This is a genomic window from Myxacorys almedinensis A, assembly GCF_010091945.1.
In the GTDB taxonomy this organism is placed as follows: Bacteria; Cyanobacteriota; Cyanobacteriia; order Leptolyngbyales; family Leptolyngbyaceae; genus Myxacorys; species Myxacorys almedinensis.
Map to the genome: position 1 here is coordinate 41,907 of NZ_WVIE01000021.1, position 17,766 is coordinate 59,672.

16 protein-coding genes are annotated in these 17,766 nt (G+C 51.9%); 7 read left to right on the forward strand and 9 right to left on the reverse strand.

Features of this window, described 5'->3' with window-relative positions:
• The first annotated feature begins 52 nt into the window (after nt 1–52).
• Nucleotides 53–847 (forward strand): pseudouridine synthase, encoded by a 795-nt coding sequence (locus tag GS601_RS16690; protein WP_162424420.1) that lies wholly within the window; start codon nt 53–55, stop codon nt 845–847.
• Nucleotides 848–850: 3 nt separating this feature from the next.
• Nucleotides 851–1,696 carry a RodZ domain-containing protein gene (locus GS601_RS16695; protein WP_162424421.1) on the forward strand — a complete coding sequence of 282 codons (846 nt, stop codon included), beginning with the start codon at nt 851–853 and terminating at the stop codon, nt 1,694–1,696.
• Between the two features lie 57 nt (nt 1,697–1,753).
• Here the strand turns inward: GS601_RS16695 and GS601_RS16700 are convergent, their stop codons facing one another.
• The 7 genes from GS601_RS16700 to glgP all read right to left on the reverse strand — a co-directional run bounded on the left by GS601_RS16700 (nt 1,754) and on the right by glgP (nt 8,793).
• Nucleotides 1,754–2,416, reverse strand: coding sequence for an SOS response-associated peptidase (locus GS601_RS16700; RefSeq protein ID WP_162424422.1), 663 nt, complete (start codon nt 2,414–2,416; stop codon nt 1,754–1,756).
• Between the two features lie 126 nt (nt 2,417–2,542).
• Nucleotides 2,543–3,031, reverse strand: a complete 489-nt coding sequence (locus tag GS601_RS16705) for a rhodanese-like domain-containing protein (RefSeq protein WP_162424423.1) — start codon at nt 3,029–3,031, stop codon at nt 2,543–2,545.
• A 345-nt stretch (nt 3,032–3,376) separates the two neighbouring features.
• Nucleotides 3,377–4,273, reverse strand: coding sequence for a M23 family metallopeptidase (locus tag GS601_RS16710; protein WP_162424424.1), 897 nt, complete (start codon nt 4,271–4,273; stop codon nt 3,377–3,379).
• Between the two features lie 161 nt (nt 4,274–4,434).
• The gene (locus GS601_RS16715) at nt 4,435–4,917 is read right to left on the reverse strand and encodes a WbuC family cupin fold metalloprotein (protein ID WP_162424425.1); all 483 of its coding nucleotides are present in this window, start codon (nt 4,915–4,917) and stop codon (nt 4,435–4,437) included.
• Nucleotides 4,918–4,927: 10 nt separating this feature from the next.
• Nucleotides 4,928–5,800, reverse strand: a complete 873-nt coding sequence (locus tag GS601_RS16720) for an S-methyl-5'-thioadenosine phosphorylase (RefSeq protein ID WP_162424426.1) — start codon at nt 5,798–5,800, stop codon at nt 4,928–4,930.
• Between the two features lie 28 nt (nt 5,801–5,828).
• On the reverse strand, nt 5,829–6,338 hold the full coding sequence (locus GS601_RS16725; protein ID WP_162424427.1) for a Tab2 family RNA-binding protein: 510 nt from the start codon (nt 6,336–6,338) through the stop codon (nt 5,829–5,831).
• A gap of 238 nt (nt 6,339–6,576) precedes the next feature.
• Nucleotides 6,577–8,793: an alpha-glucan family phosphorylase gene (gene glgP / locus GS601_RS16730; RefSeq protein ID WP_238393326.1), complete on the reverse strand. Its 2,217-nt coding sequence runs from the start codon at nt 8,791–8,793 to the stop codon at nt 6,577–6,579.
• 288 nt (nt 8,794–9,081) lie between these two features.
• On the opposite strand from glgP, the gene GS601_RS16735 reads away from it, so the two are divergent.
• Nucleotides 9,082–9,267, forward strand: a complete 186-nt coding sequence (locus tag GS601_RS16735) for a hypothetical protein (RefSeq protein ID WP_162424429.1) — start codon at nt 9,082–9,084, stop codon at nt 9,265–9,267.
• 51 nt (nt 9,268–9,318) lie between these two features.
• Here the strand turns inward: GS601_RS16735 and GS601_RS16740 are convergent, their stop codons facing one another.
• On the reverse strand, nt 9,319–9,576 hold the full coding sequence (locus tag GS601_RS16740) for a helix-turn-helix domain-containing protein (RefSeq protein WP_162424430.1): 258 nt from the start codon (nt 9,574–9,576) through the stop codon (nt 9,319–9,321).
• Nucleotides 9,577–10,456: 880 nt separating this feature from the next.
• Here GS601_RS16740 and GS601_RS16750 point away from each other — a divergent pair.
• From GS601_RS16750 to GS601_RS16765, 4 genes are all read left to right on the forward strand, one after another.
• Nucleotides 10,457–11,665, forward strand: a complete 1,209-nt coding sequence (locus GS601_RS16750) for a M20 family metallopeptidase (RefSeq protein WP_162424432.1) — start codon at nt 10,457–10,459, stop codon at nt 11,663–11,665.
• A gap of 140 nt (nt 11,666–11,805) precedes the next feature.
• Entirely contained in the window at nt 11,806–13,674 is a 1,869-nt protein-coding gene (locus GS601_RS23310; RefSeq protein ID WP_238393327.1) for a M23 family metallopeptidase, read from the forward strand.
• Between the two features lie 27 nt (nt 13,675–13,701).
• The gene (locus tag GS601_RS16760; protein ID WP_162424434.1) at nt 13,702–13,899 is read left to right on the forward strand and encodes a hypothetical protein; all 198 of its coding nucleotides are present in this window, start codon (nt 13,702–13,704) and stop codon (nt 13,897–13,899) included.
• Between the two features lie 370 nt (nt 13,900–14,269).
• Nucleotides 14,270–15,991 (forward strand): ATP-binding protein, encoded by a 1,722-nt coding sequence (locus tag GS601_RS16765; protein WP_238393328.1) that lies wholly within the window; start codon nt 14,270–14,272, stop codon nt 15,989–15,991.
• Between the two features lie 40 nt (nt 15,992–16,031).
• Here GS601_RS16765 and GS601_RS16770 read toward each other — a convergent pair whose 3' ends face one another.
• On the reverse strand, nt 16,032–17,759 hold the full coding sequence (locus GS601_RS16770; protein WP_162424435.1) for a succinate dehydrogenase/fumarate reductase flavoprotein subunit: 1,728 nt from the start codon (nt 17,757–17,759) through the stop codon (nt 16,032–16,034).
• Between the last annotated feature and the right edge of the window lie 7 nt (nt 17,760–17,766).

Sequence of the window (17,766 nt, forward strand, 5' to 3'; positions counted from 1 at the left end):
TAGGTGTTGTTCTAAGTTCCGCAGTTTTGAGGGTTTCGTCATCGAATTTGTCATGCAAGAACGGGTGCAAAAATTGTTGTCTCGGTGGGGGATCGCCTCTCGCCGCCAAGCGGAAGAGTTGATCGGGGCTGGGCGCGTGCGGCTCAACGGCGCGATCGCACACAGGGGACAGAAAGCCGATCCTGCTCATGATGTGGTTGAAGTCGATGGGAAGCGAGTATTGCAGGCTGCGCGCCCCCCCCATCTGTACCTATTGCTACACAAACCTGCTGGTGTAGTTTCTACCTGCGCCGATCCCCAGCATCGTGCTACTGTTTTAGACTTACTGCCGCCAAAATTTCGGTATAACCAAGGACTTCACCTGGTGGGGCGTTTGGATATAGAATCGACCGGAGCGTTGATTTTAACGAATGATGGTGAGCTAACCCATTACCTGACCCATCCTCGCCATTATGTTTCTAAAACCTACGAGGTTTGGGTAGAGGGGTCGCCATCGGAGGCAACTCTTCAACACTGGCGAGCAGGAGTCTGGTTAGACGATCGGCTGACCCTGCCTGCCAACGTCAAGGTGATGCGCCGCCTAGAGGCTGAGACGCAGTTGCAAATCGTGATTCGAGAAGGCAGAAACCGGCAGATTCGCCGCGTTGCCGAGCAATTGGGGCATCCTGTCCGGCGGCTTCATCGCAGCGCGATCGGCGCTATTCATCTCCAGCAAGGCAGCACTCTGCTTGCGTTAGGGCACTATCGCCCCTTAACGCCCTCTGAAATTTCGTCGTTGAAGTCCCTTTTAAACTCTCATAGTGATCCGGTAAGTTGTGATATTGTCAGCGCAGGTGAAGGAGTGTAGCGTATGAAGAAGCAGGTTCTCCAGCACAATCGAGAGCAGTCAGAATGCCTGACAGAGCTAGGGATGCGGCTCCGTGACCTACGCCAGCAGCAAGAGATTCCTCTAGAAGAGATCGCCGGGAAGACTCGCATTCAGCCCCGGTTGTTGCGGGCGATCGAGCAGGGCAACCTTGAGGAATTGCCCGAAGCGGTCTATATTCATAGCTTTTTGCGTCAGTATGCCAATGCGATCGGGCTAAATGGCGTTCAGTTTGCGAGCGAGTTTCCGACCATTCCAGGGCTGCCCGCCGCCCGTCGGAGGCACTCGTCGTGGCGGAGTTTGCCCGGAGCGCAGTTGCGACCGATGCACTTGTATCTGCTCTATATGGTGCTCATTGTGGCGGCTGTCAATGGGCTGTCGTTTTTGATGAATCGCTCTCAGTCTCCGGTGGCAACGATTGAGCCGCAAAATCTTCAGCCCATTCCGGCAGTAACGTTGGGCCCTGTCAATCCTGCTCAGGCGGGGGCAGGCAACACCGCCGTCAGTAGCCAACCGAGCGCGATCGCGCAAAAGTCGGTGCGGATCGGGGTAACGACGACGGATCAGTCGTGGGTGCGGATCGTGGCAGATGGCAAAACTGAGTTTGAAGGTGTTTTGCCAGAGGGGACGCAAAACACCTGGACGGCAACCAAGCAAGTGGTGATCCGGGCTGGAAATGCAGGCGGAGTTTTGGTTACGTTTAACGAAGGGCAAGCCGATGTGTTGGGTCAACCAGGGGTGCCCGCAGAAAAAACCTTTCCACCCGCTGATCAGTTTGCCAATTTGCCCAGCTTGGGAGCGGCGGCTGATGCTGCTTCAGTTTCGCCTTAATGTAAGTGAGGCTTCCCTACCCTTATTAGCCTGTAAGGAATAAAAGAGGCTAAGGATTCAGGCGACGTGCTGAATGCAGTCTGGGGCATCATAAGTTGCGCTGTTGACCGCCCGATCGACGGGATAGATTGTCAGATTGTGTGAGTAGGGATCAAGGAGCGATCGCAGGTCATCAATGGCATCGGCATCAAGATTGAGCCAGCGATCGTACTCATCTGGGTCAAGAATCACAGGCATTCGGTTATGTACTGTTGCGGCGCTGTCATTGGCATCTGTCGTAATGATCGTGCAGGTTTCTAGCATCTCACCCTGTGCCGCACCTCGGCGTTCCCACAAGCCCGCAAAAGCAAAAGGCGAGCCATCTTTTAGCCGAATGTAAAATGGCTGTTTTTGACCAGACTGCGTTTTCCACTCGTAGAAACCGTCTGCCAAAATCAGACAGCGCCGCCGCCGAAACGCATCGCGAAACGAGGGTTTTTCGGCAACCGTCTCGGCTCTAGCGTTGATGAGTTTTGACCCGATCGACACATCTTTTGCCCACGAAGGCACCAACCCCCAGCGAAATTTTTTGAACTCTCGATGCTGGGCAGACTGTACGATCGCTGGAATCGATTGCGTGGGGGCAATGTTGTAGCGCGGCTGCCAATCGGGAATCGTTTGCAGGTGAAATAGTTTTGCAATGCTCTCAGCAGAATGGGTTTGGGAAAATCGACCGCACATAGCAATTTGCAAAGTAAAAGATTACGAAAAACTTGGCAATTCAGTCTAAAGAATCGCCAAGTTTCATTGAATTCTTTCGGTTCGTCCTGTCCGCCTTTCGTAACAGAATGGCAGGCGCTTTAACGGCTATTTTTTGAAGTCAATCTCTTGAGTTTTGGCGTGAAATGCAACATTTTCTGCCACATTATAGGCGTGAGAAGGCGGCTCGGTGCGAGAGTCGGAAATACCTTCGGTGGGGGCTGCGATCGCTTTCCAAGCGTCTAGTCCACCTTTGATTTCTGCCACGCTCTGAAAGCCTGCTTGCCGCAGTTTAGTTGCTGCTTCAGCCGTTTCTGCGTCGTTTGCACCATACACATAAATGTCTCGCTGAGTTTCAAAGTTATTTTTCGATAGCTCTACGAGTTCATCCATTGGAAAGTCCATCGCGCCTAAAATATGGCTATTGTTGAACGCCTCGCGAGGGCGAGTATCAAGAATAGTGAGGGCAGGTTCGCCCCACTCTAACCGAGATTTTAAATCGTGGACTGAAGATTCTTTTTTAAGATCGGGAGGCGTTGGCGTCACATTGGGCAGCGCATCCTTAGCTTTCTTAATTAGATCTTGTGGATTTTCCATAAAAAGTAAGTTCCCAGTAAAGATAATCTACAACTCATACCCTCACTTAAAGCAAAGAATGAGTAGAAAAGGGTGAATTTCCTAAAACGGTTTTTCACCTACTGAAAACTTTAGTAGGAAGTTACAACGGGACAATCTTTCTGAGGTAGGAAGGCATGGATTGTCTAAAGATATAGATATTAAATGTAGAGCATTGGTGTGATGTAGAGCATTGGTGTGAGCGAAGATCGCTAAACTGCGGCGGAGTGTGCTCTCTTCTGTTAACCCACCCTCCAATTTCGGGCAGGTCTAAAGCCAAGTGAGAAAGCGGGGTTCGAGCGAGCCTTGGTCGATCACCGCTATCGCTTATTCCACCTGTGTTGTTCGCCAAGGGGTCGGATCAACCGATTGCCCATGAACATATAAACCCCAGTGCAGATGAGGACCTGTTGATGCCCCAGTATTGCCCAATGCTCCGATCGTTTGCCCCGCCTGAACGAGATCGCCTTCTTTCACACTAATTTTGCTCAGGTGCAAGAAAATGCTTTCTACGCCTTGCCCATGGTCAATGCCGATGCAGTTTCCGTGAATTTTGAAGCCTTGCGATTCTCGACCGATGAGCATGACTCGCCCTGCCGCCGGCGCAAGAATCGCTGATCCATAACTGCCTGCATAATCAACGCCTCGGTGATAATAATCGTTGGCAAAGACGCCATTATAGTAACGTCGCAAGCCATATCCCGTGGTTACTTCACCATTGTTAGGACGGATAAACTTGCCCCTCCACAACTTCTGCGGACTGACGATCGCTTTAAACGCATCGACTTGATCAAACTCTAGATCGGTTCCGTCACCATCTTTTCCTGGGGGAAGCCAAATGCGCTGAGTCGGAAAGGAGCGATTTCGCAAGGTGACATTCAGCGTTTGCATGTCGCTGTCTGCATTCACTTTGAGGGCAATATTCCCCGGACGATCTAAGGGTGTGGTAGGCAGCAGAGCGCGATATCGATTGTTGCCCATATCAAACATAGGATAAGTCTTTGCGCCCATTGTGACAGTTGGCGCTGTGCTTTGGGCCGGCAAGACGACCGACAGCGTATCGCCTAGCTGAGGACGGGTAGGGCTGACGCTAGCCTGCATTGCTTGAGAGGGCGCTGCGATCGCAGCAAGGGCGATCGCAATACAGCCTGCCATCACGATATTCCAACCAACCGATTTTTTGAGTAACGAAAGAATAGATCTGACCCGGTGAGAAACAGGCATGGATTCACAAAACTCCTAGCTGAATGCGATCGCTAAACAGTTTACAGGGAATTTGAGAACTGAGGCACAACGACGATCGGGTAGAGGGAAAACGTGGTGCCTCAACAGATGAAATGCGGAGAACTCAGCAGCACCTGCGAACTTTTGTGAAAAAGCGCCGCCTAAACAGACGCCTCCCAGGTTTTGACCCAGTGCTGAGCCTCGATCGTGCCTTCCGATGGAAATTGCTCTAAAAATTCTTTGTCCGCCGTCTGATCGTAAGGTCCTTCTTTGATCTCCAGCATCACCGTATCGGGTTCCAGGGCAATTAACGTGTGATAGGTTCCTTCGGCTAACTCAACCCCGCGAGTTTCGCCGTGGGCGACGATCCGTTCTATTTGGAGAACCTCGCCTTGTTCGTTTAAAATCAGCAGCGCGATCGCGCCTTGCAGCACTAAAAAAAACTCAAAACCGTTCACCTCTGAGTCGCGGCGATGGCGATGCGGACGCACATAGGTGCCGGGTTGCAAAACGTTGAGAAATCGCTGAACCCGGTCATCAAGGTCATGAAAGTTGTAGTTTTGGCGCTGACGGGGGCTTGCGCGAGCCTGTGCCGCGATCGTCTCTAGCAAGCCTTGGGTCAAGCGCTTGATGGGTAACTTCACAGGCAATCCGTTAGAGATACTTCTTCAACAGTAAATTCAGCTTCTCTTTAGCAGCATCAGGAATTTTATCCAACGGAGTTAAGATTGCATATTTCAACGCCGAATGGGCTTCAGAAGGGGGTGGATTTTGCGTCAGTCGCCGCACCGTTTCTTGAATCACTTTTTGAGCATTTACGGCATTGCGCTGAAGATTGGCAATCACCATGTCAACAGTAACGCTATCGTGATCAGAATGCCAACAGTCGTAGTCTGTCACCAGCGCCAGGGTGGCGTAGGCAATTTCCGCTTCGCGAGCCAGTTTCGCTTCGGGAACATTCGTCATGCCGATCACCGTTGCGCCCCAACTCCGATGCAGATTCGATTCTGCTTTGGTCGAAAAGGCAGGTCCTTCCATGCAGACATAAGTTCCACCTCGATGCAAGGTAACATCGGTTAAGTTTAAACTTGCGATCGCATCCCCTATTATCCTCGCCAACGCCAGACACACCGGATCGCCAAAGCCCACATGCGCCACGACGCCTTCGCCAAAAAACGTCGAAATGCGATGGCAGGTTCGATCGATAAATTGGTCAGGAATCACCATATCGAGCGGCTTCGCTTCTGTTTTCAGCGATCCCACCGCCGACGCTGAAATCAGGTATTCAACCCCCAAACTCTTCATCGCATAGATGTTGGCTCGAAATGGTAGCTCAGTTGGTAGCAAATGATGATGTCGCCCATGGCGCGCTAAAAAGGCAACCCGCGTTCCGTTCAGCGTCCCCAAAATCACCGCATCCGATGGGTCACCAAACGGCGTTTCGACACGCACTTCTTCTACCTCAGTCAGCGCCTCCATTTTATAGAGACCGCTCCCGCCAATGATGCCGATTTTCGCGTGAGACATAAGCACAATCAGGGTTAGAGACTAGGACTCATTCTACTGCGTTTGCAGGGTCTAGACGTTGCAACAACCAAAATCCGGTGTACGTCATTCCAGAATCGTCGGGTTGAATGAGTAGAAAATGAAGTCCTTGGCTGGCATGTTTGCGCTGTTCATACTGTTGGGCAGCCCTTCGCACCTCTGGGTCATCAAACGTGTTGATAATCCAGCGATCGCGCACCCCCGCTTCTAAAATCAATCCGTCTGGTGCGCCTGCACTGTAGTTGAGCGAGATGGGATCAACCTCTTGCAGCCATTGAGCCAGTTGCCGCGATCGCCGCCCACCATCAATGACAACGCCAGGAATGGGCAACGTAGACGCTAACCCAAACTGGAACGGCTGTAACTCATCTGGCAACTTGAAAAAAGGAATCGGGCGATCGCGGAAGGCATCTACCAGATCGCCCGCAGGCAACGAGGCAAACCGCCAGCGCGCCGCTTCGCTAAACCGTGACGTGATGCCCATCAACGCATCAGGAATGGGCTGAGGAGGGTTTCTCATGATTCGGCATTTGCCCCTTGGTTCTCCCCAGTATCGAACGCAGCGCCAGCCCTGAGCCGATGATGAGGATGGTCAACGTACGAACCCCTAGGAGTTTGTCAAAGTTGAAATGAGGGACTAGGAGTGGAGGGGTTAGAGAGTTAATGGGTGGATGGGTCGCTCAGTAATCCAGCCCATCTACCCCTCCACTCATCTACCCCTCTACTCATTCACCCATCGACTTAACCTTGACCATCTACTAGAGGCTGTTTTGCTGAGGAACTTTGGCTAACGTTACGGCTAACGAGGTTTGCGTTCCCGGTGCATACACTTGTGCCACATAATCTGCGATCATGCGGTGCGTGTTAAACGCTGGACAGTTGGTTTTTAGGGAACCTTTCATCATCCGAATCCAGCCGTGGGGAATGCCATCTGCATCGCGATCGTAGTAAAGGGGCACAATGTCCTCTTCGAGCAAGCGATATAGCGACTCAGAATCGATCCGATCTTGCAACGCTTGGTCGCTAGTGTTGGCGTCTTCGCCGATTGCCCAACCGTTTAGCGCCTTGCCATTGGCATCTTCCTGATAGCCTTCGCACCACCAGCCATCCAACACGCTGCAATTCAGCCCCCCGTTAAAGCAGACCTTCTGACCACTAGTGCCCGACGCTTCGAGGGGGCGACGGGGATTGTTAAGCCACACATCTACACCCTGCACCAACTTCCGCGCGGTGTGCATATCGTAATCTTCGATAAATGCCACCCGATCGTTGACGCTGCCATGATTGCGACACCACTCGATCACCCGCTGAATGATGCGCTTGCCCTCCTCGTCTCTAGGGTGCGCTTTACCCGAAAAAATAATCTGCACTGGGCGCTCTTGGTTGCTAAAAATCTTTAGCGCACGTTCGGCATCCCGAAGCAGTAGATCCCCCCGCTTGTAGGGGCTAAAGCGACGGGCAAACCCAATCGTCAAACTGGTGGGGTCAAGCAGACGTTCGGTTGCCTCGATCGTGCTGCCGTCTTCGCCGCGCTGCTGCCGTGCCTGACGAATTTTGTAGCGAGTATGCGCGATCAGCCGTTGCTTGAGAATTTGGTGGCGCTTCCACAATTCTTCATCGGGGATATGGTCGACGTTTGCCCAGGTTGCCGGATCAACCGCCTGAGTTGCCCAATCGTCACCCAAATACTGGCTATATAAATCCTGCATTAACGGAGCCGCCCAGGTTGCCGCATGAACGCCGTTGGTAATGTAGCCGATGGGAACCGCATCTTCCGACTTGTCAGGGTACATGACCGTCCACATCTTGCGCGATACCTTGCCGTGCAACTCGCTCACGCCATTGGCAGAGCGACACAGCCGCAATGCCAAAACAGTCATACCAAATGGCTCCCACGGATCGCCCAGTCGCCGCGCCCCCAGCGCCAAAAACTGTTCGCGGGATAACCCAAGCTGATCCCAGTAGTTTGCGAAGAACGAATCCATCAGATCGGCGGAAAACACATCATGCCCGGCCGGAACGGGTGTATGAGTGGTGAAGACGCAGCGATCGCGCACCGCTTTTTCAACGTCGTAAAACGATTTGCCCGTTTTCTCAATGTCTAACCGGCACACTTCTAGCAGGCAGAACGCCGCGTGACCTTCATTGAGGTGATAAACCGATGGCTCAAGACCAAGGGTTTGCAATGCCCGAACGCCGCCAACGCCCAACACAATTTCTTGGGCAATGCGCGTTTCCTGGTTGCCGCCATACAGGTGCCCAGTGAGCCAGCGATCGATGGGATCGTTGTCCTCGCGATCGGTATCGAGCAGATAGAGGTTGACTCGCCCTACCTGCGCTTTCCAGATCTGGATCGTGACCGACCGGTGGCGGACGTGCAACTCAAACGTGAGTGGGCGACCGGCTTCGTCGGTTTGAAGCTCAAGCGGCATTCGCTCGAACGGATTGTCGGTGTAATAGTCTTCTTGCCACCCACTGCGGTTGAGGCGCTGGTGAAAATACCCTTGCCGATAGAGCAACCCGACCCCAATCAAGGGCACGCCCAAATCAGAAGCAGACTTGAGGTGATCCCCCGCCAAAATGCCCAACCCGCCGGAGTAGATCGGTAAGGATTCATGAATGCCAAATTCCGCGCAAAAATATGCGATCGGATGCTCAGACGTAATCTGGGGGGCGACCCGGCTTGACCAAGTGCTATCGGATGTGGTGTAACGATCAAACTGGTCTGCCAGCACTTCTAACCGCCCAGTATACTGGGGATCGCAGGTCAGTTGCGTCAGCCGCTCGTAGCTCACCGTTTCGAGCAAAGCGACAGGGTTGTGTCCGCACCGCTCCCACTCGTCGGGGCTGATCGTCTGGAAGAGCGAAATCATGTCTGGCGTCCAACACCACCAGTAGTTGAGCGCAATATCTGCCAACCGACTCAGTGAAGACGGTAATTTTGCACTCAGTCTGTTGGCAGAAGTAGCAGTCATAGTATGAGTCATAGGGAAAATTAATCTCTGTGCGTTTGCAAGCGGAGTTTGAATCGTCGGAGAAGCTTAACGAGCAAGTAACGAATGGGTCTGGCTAGACGATTTTTCCTTTTCGAGGGTCAAACCCGCAAAAATACGGCGCGGACAATTGCCTCGATCGCATCTCGTAATGGGCATTAGCAAGGTTCTAGACCTACTCGTTAACGTCACTCGTTGCGGTCAAGGGCTTTCTTGATAGGATCGTAACGTGTGAACTAACAGAAAAAATCTGTTGATTCTTCAAACACTTTGAAGATTTTCCAACTGCTTCACGAAAAATACTTGACGGCAGCCTGTCGGTGGGCAAGCTTAGAGCAACGATTCTCGACCCAAAGATCTGCCCTGTTTCTAGATGGAGCAACCGAACCTGCCCTCTCCCGCAGGATGGGCAGCAACAGCGTCAGATCCGCTTTGACCCGCTATGCCAGGGGATAATCTGAGTCTCTTCTAAAAGTAGATGAGCCAGGCTGCCTCCTTTCTGCCCATTTACAGTCTTTCTTGATCTCTATCGCCTTCTTGGACATGGCGTTCTAAATAGAGGTCTACAAACTGTTCGGCGGCGATACCGTCGAGTTCACGCAAGGCTTTGATAATCTCAGTGACGGCTTCAGCCAGAGGGTCGCTAATCTCGTTCACCCATTGATGAACAGTCGATCGGTTGATGCCCATCGTGACCGCCAAGCGATTTTGGCTGATGCCATGACTGGATAGTACTTGTTTAAGCGCTTTTCCTGCTTTTCCCATGATGTCGATCGTTGCAGAGCTAACCCTGTTAGTAAATGCTTGTAAGTCTCAACATTCGATTATTACGTAGCACAAAAAGGAACAATGGATACTCTAGAGGATGCTCACTATCGGATGTCAAAATGGTGCGGATCAGAGATGCAGCCTAAGCAAAATGCTGGCGCGATCGCAGTTGTTCCTAAGTTAGAAAGTTTCTCCAAATTATGTCGGCAATCTTTATCTTTGAACTTAAAACTGTGCTTTTTGAGCCAAAACAATGATGTCGAGTGATATTGAGTTGCCCCAGAGCTTCCTTCAAACGTTTTTGTGAATCACCGTGTGTTCAATTATATATAGTTATATACCGCTCCTTTCTACCTTAATCTGGATAAATTGTTCCAGGCTCTGCTCAATTTTTTATTTTCTTTCGCTTCAATTGGGTCAGTTCTATTTTCTTGACCTACAGTAGTGCAAATCTTATTGATTTTCATCTGTGCGATCGCAGTGGCAAAAAGTGTTGTTAAAATGGGCAACCGTTAAACTTCACAACCATAGAAATTTTGAATCGATCAATTGCATCGCATCTATAAAGCTCAATTTGGCAAGTTTAATCCGGAAAGTCTAGTCCAGAAAAAGTCCAATCTGGAAGTTACTAGATTCACGTTTGCTAGTTTAATCACTCCAAGGATACCTTTCTCAGGGCTTGACTCACGCCCAACCCTTTTAAATCAGGCTAGCGCAACAGTTTCTTATGCCAATGTCTGAGTTTTACAAACCTGAGTTTGGCAGCCCCAGCCGCTCATCTTTGGGCAGTGCCCAACTGACGTTAAATTAAGATACGAGAGCAGAAGACTACAATTTCTGCACGCGTTCCTGTCATTTCTAAAAGGTCAAACGTTGTATGTCTTCTACCAGTCTAAGTTCGATTTCGGCTGATTTGTCGCGGATTCGCTTAGAGATCCGATCGCTGCAACCCCAGGTCGTGCTCTGGCGCAGAAGCCTACACCAGCATCCAGAACTCGGTTTTAGAGAAGAAATGACCGCTCGTTTTATCGCCCAAAAGCTTCAGGAATGGGGCATCCCTCACCAAACCGAAGTTGCTCAGACGGGAGTGGTGGCAACCCTTGAAGGCAACCGTCCTGGACGAGTGCTGGCAATTCGAGCCGACATGGACGCTTTGCCCATTCACGAGGAAAACGATGTGCCCTACAAGTCTCAACACGACGGCAAAATGCACGCTTGTGGGCACGATGGGCATGTTGCGATCGCGCTTGGCACTGCCTTTTATTTAGCGCAACATCGCGACTTTGCTGGAACCGTCAAACTCATTTTTCAGCCTGCGGAAGAAGGGCCAGGCGGAGCAAAGCCGATGATCGAGGCAGGCGTGTTAAAAAATCCTGACGTTGATGCGATCGTTGGGCTTCATCTCTGGAATAACTTACCGTTGGGGACGGTGGGCGTTAGAACCGGGGCGCTGATGGCAGCCGTTGAGACCTTCCACTGCACGATTTTTGGCAAAGGCGGACATGGGGCAATTCCGCAGCAGACCATCGATTCGATCGTCGTTGCAGCGCAGGTGGTCAATGCTTTGCAAACGATCGTCGCCCGAAACCTCGACCCGATCGAGTCAGCCGTGGTCACAGTCGGCACGTTCCAGGCTGGAACAGCGTGCAATGTGATTGCAGATACGGCGCACCTGAGTGGCACAGTGCGCTACTTTAACTCAAACTATGCGGGGTACTTTGGGCGACGCATCGAGCAGATCATTGCAGGAGTTTGCCAGAGCCACGGCGCACACTATGAGTTGACCTATCAGTCGCTCTATCCGCCGGTGATTAATGATGGCGCGATCGCAGATCTGGTGCGCTCTGTTGCCGAAACCGTGATCGAATCGCCGCTCGGTGTGGTGCCCAACTGCCAAACCATGGGCGGCGAAGATATGTCGTTTTTCTTGCAAGAAATTCCTGGGTGCTATTTCTTTTTAGGCTCTGCCAACGCCGAGAAAGGACTCGACTTTCCCCATCACCACCCCCGATTTAATTTCGATGAAACCGCTCTGGGAATGGGCGTTGAGATGTTTGTGCGCTGCGTCGAGCAATTTTGTCGATAAAGATTTTTGGTAAAGAAATCTTGTTCTTTCATCAAGTTTTCATGAAGAAAGGCGTTCCCTATCGGAAGGAAGATTAATTTATCCTGAAATCCACGGAGAGCCGTGTACTAGCTGGATGTCCCTCCCTCGGTAGGAGTACGATGTTAGAGCTAGTACCCTCAATCTTGGCGATGCAATCTGTTGAAAATGCCCAAATCGCCAACAGCAATCCTGTTGAACCGATCCCCCTGGCTCAACAAGCAACCCAACTTCCTTCTCCGTCTGTAGATCCAGCGCCAGCTATCTCAATTCCGGAAACGATCGCAGTTCCGTTGGTTTCTGTAAGCCCTGCGCCGCTTCAAACACCTGCGCCGCTTCAAACAACAGTGGTGATTGCGACTCCCCAACGTGTGCTCCCGGTTGCTACACCCTCAGCTAGTGACCCGTTTAGCGCTCCGGCTGCCGCGCCAAAATCTAGCGTTCAAAGAACCGAGGCTGCGCCCACCAAAGCTGAACCGGCTAACCCTGCTGTTTCAGTCTCAGTGAAGCAAGTTGCGTCTGGTCAAACGGTGGCAACGTCTAAGTTAAAGCCCCTTGTCAAAGCGACCAATGCGATCGCAGCCAAGCCTCAAGCTCGGAAAGCAGAGAGTGCTACGCAAGCGGCAAATTCCAATGCAGCACGGCTGTTAGCTCAGAAAAATGAGGCATCTTCTACCCCCAAAAAGGTTGCCTCTGCAAATCGTTCAGCCCAGAAAAAAGATCAGAAAAAAGAATTACCTTCTACCCAAGAAGTCGTTGTTTTTACCAAAACTGTTCCTCTCGTGACTGAAGCACCAACGGCTCAAGTTACGCCGATCGCCGTGATTCAATCAACCGAAGCTCTACCAGATCTGAAAAAGCTTACCGTGACTGACTCGGAAAAGCCTGCTGCCCAGAAAACAACAGCCGCAACGTCTGAGGTCAACCCACCCAATCTTCCGCAAGCGCAGACCGGGCGATCGCAAACCAACCCCGCGATCGCACAGCAACAAAAGCGGTTAGAACACCTCTTAGCCGAAATTGTGGCGAAAGATAACCAAGCTAAACAGGCAAAGCAACAAGAACCGGTGATTGTGCGTGCTTCCCAACCCGCCGCCCAACAGCGTCAGCCGGAAAAACGGCTACCCAATCCGGCAATTTCAGATCCAGCGATTCCATCTATCGCTACCGCTCCAGCACTCTTCAAGCCATCGCAACCTAAACCAGCCACCGCTCAACCTCGCCAGAGGCAACCCCTTCAAGCGTCTGTTGCCCCTGAGATGCCAGTTCCCATTGAGGCAAGCGATCGCGTGGAGATCGTCATTCAGTCTCGCACTCAGCCTCAGCCCTCAGCCCTGCCTCAACCTACGGTAAAAGCCAAGCAAGGTCTCTTCAGAAACCCGCCTAAACCCTCGCCGCCAGCGCAACAGGCTACTCCACGGAAAACGGCTCCGCCAAGCTCTGGGCAAGCAAGCGAGGATCGGTTTGGCGGTGTCACCCCGCCCTCAGCCGACTTGGCATATAACCCCAATATTGCCAAACCCGGTCAACTTGGCAACCCCGAAACCGACATTGCCTATCCTCTGCCAGCGCCGGTTCCCGTCACGTCTGGTTACGGTTGGCGAACCCATCCCATCACGCGAGTCAAGCGCTTTCATGCTGGGATCGATCTCGGTGCAGCGCACGGCACACCGATCTTAGCTGCCCGTGGCGGAAAAATTACCGTTGCCGATAGCTTGGGCGGTTACGGACTCTCGATCGTGGTCGAACACCAAAACGGCAAACAAGACACGCTATACGCCCATCTTTCTCAGGTTCTGGTGCGCCCTGGGGAAAAGGTAGAACCCGGCGCTATTATTGGGCGAGTCGGCAGCACCGGCGCTTCGACTGGGCCTCACCTCCACTATGAAGCCCGACAGCGAAACGGTTCTGAGTGGGTAACGGTTGATCCTGGGGCGCAGTTAGAGCTAGCAAAGGCGCGATTAATGCAAGCCAATTCCCAAGGGATGTAAATTCAATCCCATCTGGATAGAGCGTCAATGGTGAGTGAAGGGGTGGAAGGGTGGCGGGAGATGTTACCCGTCCACCCATCTACCCATCGACAGTCTGGAGCAGGAGACCCGAAGCAATCGATCAAGTTAGTCTTTGTAGGAGCCGCCAGCGATCGCGCCGCAAAATTATTGACCGTTGAATCAAAAGTGCCTCACGATTTGATGATTGATTTTGATTATGAATAAATAGCAAATAGGGAGCATTTTTCTCAAAAATAGAATTATATTTCTGAGTCTAATGCCCAACACAGTTTTCAATGGAACAAAGACTGGTCAAACGGTACCGTAGTTGACGCTACCGAAGACTTAATATCATCAAAACATAACCTTGTGTAAAAGACAGTCACATATAAGGCTGAACTCTAATTTCGGCGTTATTTTCCCTGCACCAGGTGAGACTGCCAATGCTACATTTCCTACTCTAGCTAGAGATGGCTTATTCTTTTGGAGGGTTACCATAAATAGCTAAGGCTTAGCGTGTCTTGTGCTCTTTTAGTGGGTTGTACAGAATAATTGGGTTAACTTCCCGTCCTCACTAGATGTTCTGTTGTTTCCGATGAAAATGCACATGGAGTTGCAGTCAAACGTTAAAATCTTGCTCGTTGATGATCAGCCAGAAAACTTGCTTGCCCTAGAGGCTCTCTTGGGAGGTTTAGATGCAAAATTGGTTCGAGCCACTTCGGGAGAAGAAGCCCTGCGATCGCTCCTCTATCAAGAATTTGCAGTGATCTTGATGGACGTGCAAATGCCGAATATGGATGGGTTTGAAGCCGCCGAATTAATTCGCCACCGCCCTAAATCTCGTCAGACGCCAATTATTTTTCTAACCGCCCTCAACAGCGATCAGAAGATGTTTCAGGGCTACGCTTGTGGAGCCGTCGATTATCTTCAAAAGCCGGTTGATTCAGCGATTTTGTTGTCTAAAGTAGCCGTTTTTGTTGAGCTTTTCAAGAAGACCGAAGCCCTAAAGCACCAGGCTGCTCAACTGATCGCCGTCAATGCAGAACTGCGGAAAAGTGAAGAACGATTTCGATCGCTGAGTACCTGTTCTCCGATCGGAATTTTTGTCACCGATTCAGAAGGGCACTGCACTTACACCAATCCTCGATGTCAGGCGATCTGTCAGCTATCGATCGGCGATCGCATCGACGAGTCGTGGCTTCAGTCGGTTTACCCGATTGATCGCGATCGCGCGATCGCCAACTGGCGCAGCCATCTGCATGAAGGGGGCGAGTACTCCGATGAGTTTCGGGTAGAGCTAGCCTACGGCACGATCGGCTGGGTGCATGTTAGTTCTGCGCCCATGCTATCGGCAGACGAAGATCTGCTGGGCTACGTCGGCACGTTAGAAGATGTGACCGCCCGTAAACAAGCCGAACTTGATCGGGTGCAGATGGTGCAAGAGCAGCTAGCGCGCCAAGAAGCAGAATCGTCTAACCGCTTGAAAGACGAGTTTTTGGCGATTCTCTCCCATGAACTGCGGACGCCGCTCAATGCGGTCTTGGGATGGGCACGCCTGCTGCGATCGCGCTCCTTTGATGCCGCTGCCCGCGATCGCGCCCTCGAAACCATCGAACGCAATGCCGCCGCCCAAGCCAGCATGGTGGAAGAGATTTTAGATATTTCCAAGATTATTCAGGGCAAGCTCAGCCTCAAGTTTGGCATGGTGAATTTAGAAGCGATCGTGAGTAATGCGCTGCAATCGGTTCGCCCGGCAGCAGATGCCAAAGGCATTGAGCTAACGGCAGTGTTAGATGCCCCAGGGGGTAACGTGTGGGGCGATCCGGCGCGATTGCAGCAAGTGGTTGGCAATTTGCTCTCAAATGCGGTCAAGTTTACGCCCCAGTCCGGCAACGTTGAGGTGCGCGTCGAACGTCGCTGCGGCTCCGATTCGTTCAACCTCCAAAAGCTAGCTTATCCACCGTCGCTCCTGCCGCAACTGTCTGAACATGTTCAGATTCAGGTTGTAGATACCGGGATTGGCATTTCTGCTGACGTGTTGCCGATTGTGTTTGACCAATTTCGTCAGGCAGATAGCAGCATGACTCGCCCCTTTGGGGGGTTGGGATTAGGGCTTGCGATCGTGCGTCATCTCGTTGAACTGAATGGTGGTCAGGTTGAGGCAACAAGTGCGGGTGAAGGGCTAGGGGCAACGTTCACTGTCAAACTTCCGCTCTGGCAAGATGCAAAACTTGTAGCCCCTGACGCTCACCAAGCCAACGCTCAACGATCTAATCAGGGTTCGCACCATGTAAACTATGTCAGTCAAGGCTTTTGACTTAATACTTTTGACTTAATCCTTAATTAAGGTAAAGCCGTTAGTATTTGCGCTCTTGGGGTTCAAATTGATTGATGACGACGGGCATATAGTCTAGATCAATACCTGCGGCAGAATAATACGCCAACGTGTGTTTGAGGAAAGTTGTATCGTCTCGTTGTTTGTAATCTTCGCGGCAGTGCGAGCCTCGGCTTTCTTTGCGGTTGAGTGCAGAGGTGAGAATCATTTCTCCGACCACGAAGAGCGATCGCAGTTCCATCGCCTCGATGAGTTCGGTATTCCAGATTTTGCCTTTGTCATCGACGCGAATTTGAGCGTATTTTTTCTGAAGATGACGCAGTTGAGTTAACCCGTCTTGCATGACTGCTTCGGTGCGGAACACGCCACAGTGCTCGGTCATGCAATCTTGATAGGCTTGGCGGATCTGGTGAATCCGGTAGTCTCCAGGCTGATCGAGCAGAGATTGAAGTTGTTCTTGAGCGTCGTTGACGTAGCGATCGGCGTTGAGGGTGGGGAGTTTGCGATGGGTGACATAGTGTGCGATCGCGGCTCCAGTCCGCCGACCATAGACCACGCATTCCAAGAGGGAATTGCTGCCCAACCGATTTGCGCCATGCACCGAGACGCACGCCGTTTCCCCGGCTGCAAAAAAGCCTTCGACCAATTCATCTGTGCCGCTTCTAACTTGTCCATTGGTATTCACCGGAATGCCACCCATGGAATAGTGCACCGTCGGGCGAACGGGCATTGGCTGATGCACCGCATCTACCCCGACTAACCGATGAGCTTCTTCCCAGCAAAAGGGAACGCGACTCATGATCTTTTCTTTGCCCATGTGTCGCAAGTCAAGATAGACAAACACGCCCCCTGCTGAGCCATCGGGTTTGACGCCCCGTCCCGCCCGGATTTCGTAGGTGATGGCACGGGAGGTAATGTCGCGGGGGGCAAGCTCCATGCGGCTTGGGGCATAGGTTGCCATAAAGCGATCGCCGTTACTGTTGATCAAATAGGCCCCTTCACCGCGCACTGCTTCTGAAATTAGGACGCCCACGGGATATAAGCCAGTGGGATGGAACTGCACAAACTCCATATCCTCAAGCGGCAAGCCTGCCATTGCCGTCATCGCCAGACCGTCTCCCGTGGAGGCATAATCGTTGGAGGTGGTGTTGTAGACGCGCCCATAGCCTCCGGTGGCAAACATCACGGCTTTGGCGCGCACCACTTCGATCTGACCATCTAGCAAGCGATAGAGCACGACGCCTTTTGCCTGCCCGTCCTCTAAAATCAGGCGCATGACGTACCATTCTTCGTAAACCGTGACGCCGTATTTCATCAAGTTGCAGAGCAATTCGTGCAAAATGGCGTGTCCGGTTTTGTCGGCGGCATAGCAGGTGCGGTTGTGAGAATGTCCGCCAAAGGCGCGCTGGGCAATGCGTCCATCTGGCAAGCGCGAAAATAAGACACCCATATGTTCAAGGTCGATCACCACATCGGCGGCTTCTTGGGTCAAGATGGCGACCGCATCTTGATCTGCCAGATAGTCTGAACCCTTGACTGTATCAAACGCATGGGCTTCCCACGAATCGGCTTCATCGACATTTTTGAGCGTGGCCGCCATCCCCCCCTGAGCCGCGACAGAGTGCGATCGGATGGGGTGAGTTTTCGCGACGATCGCAACGCTTAACCTGGGATTGGTGCGGGCAATTTCTAGCGCCGCCCGAGAACCCGCTAAGCCACCGCCAACAATAATTACGTCATGATCAATCATGAATACC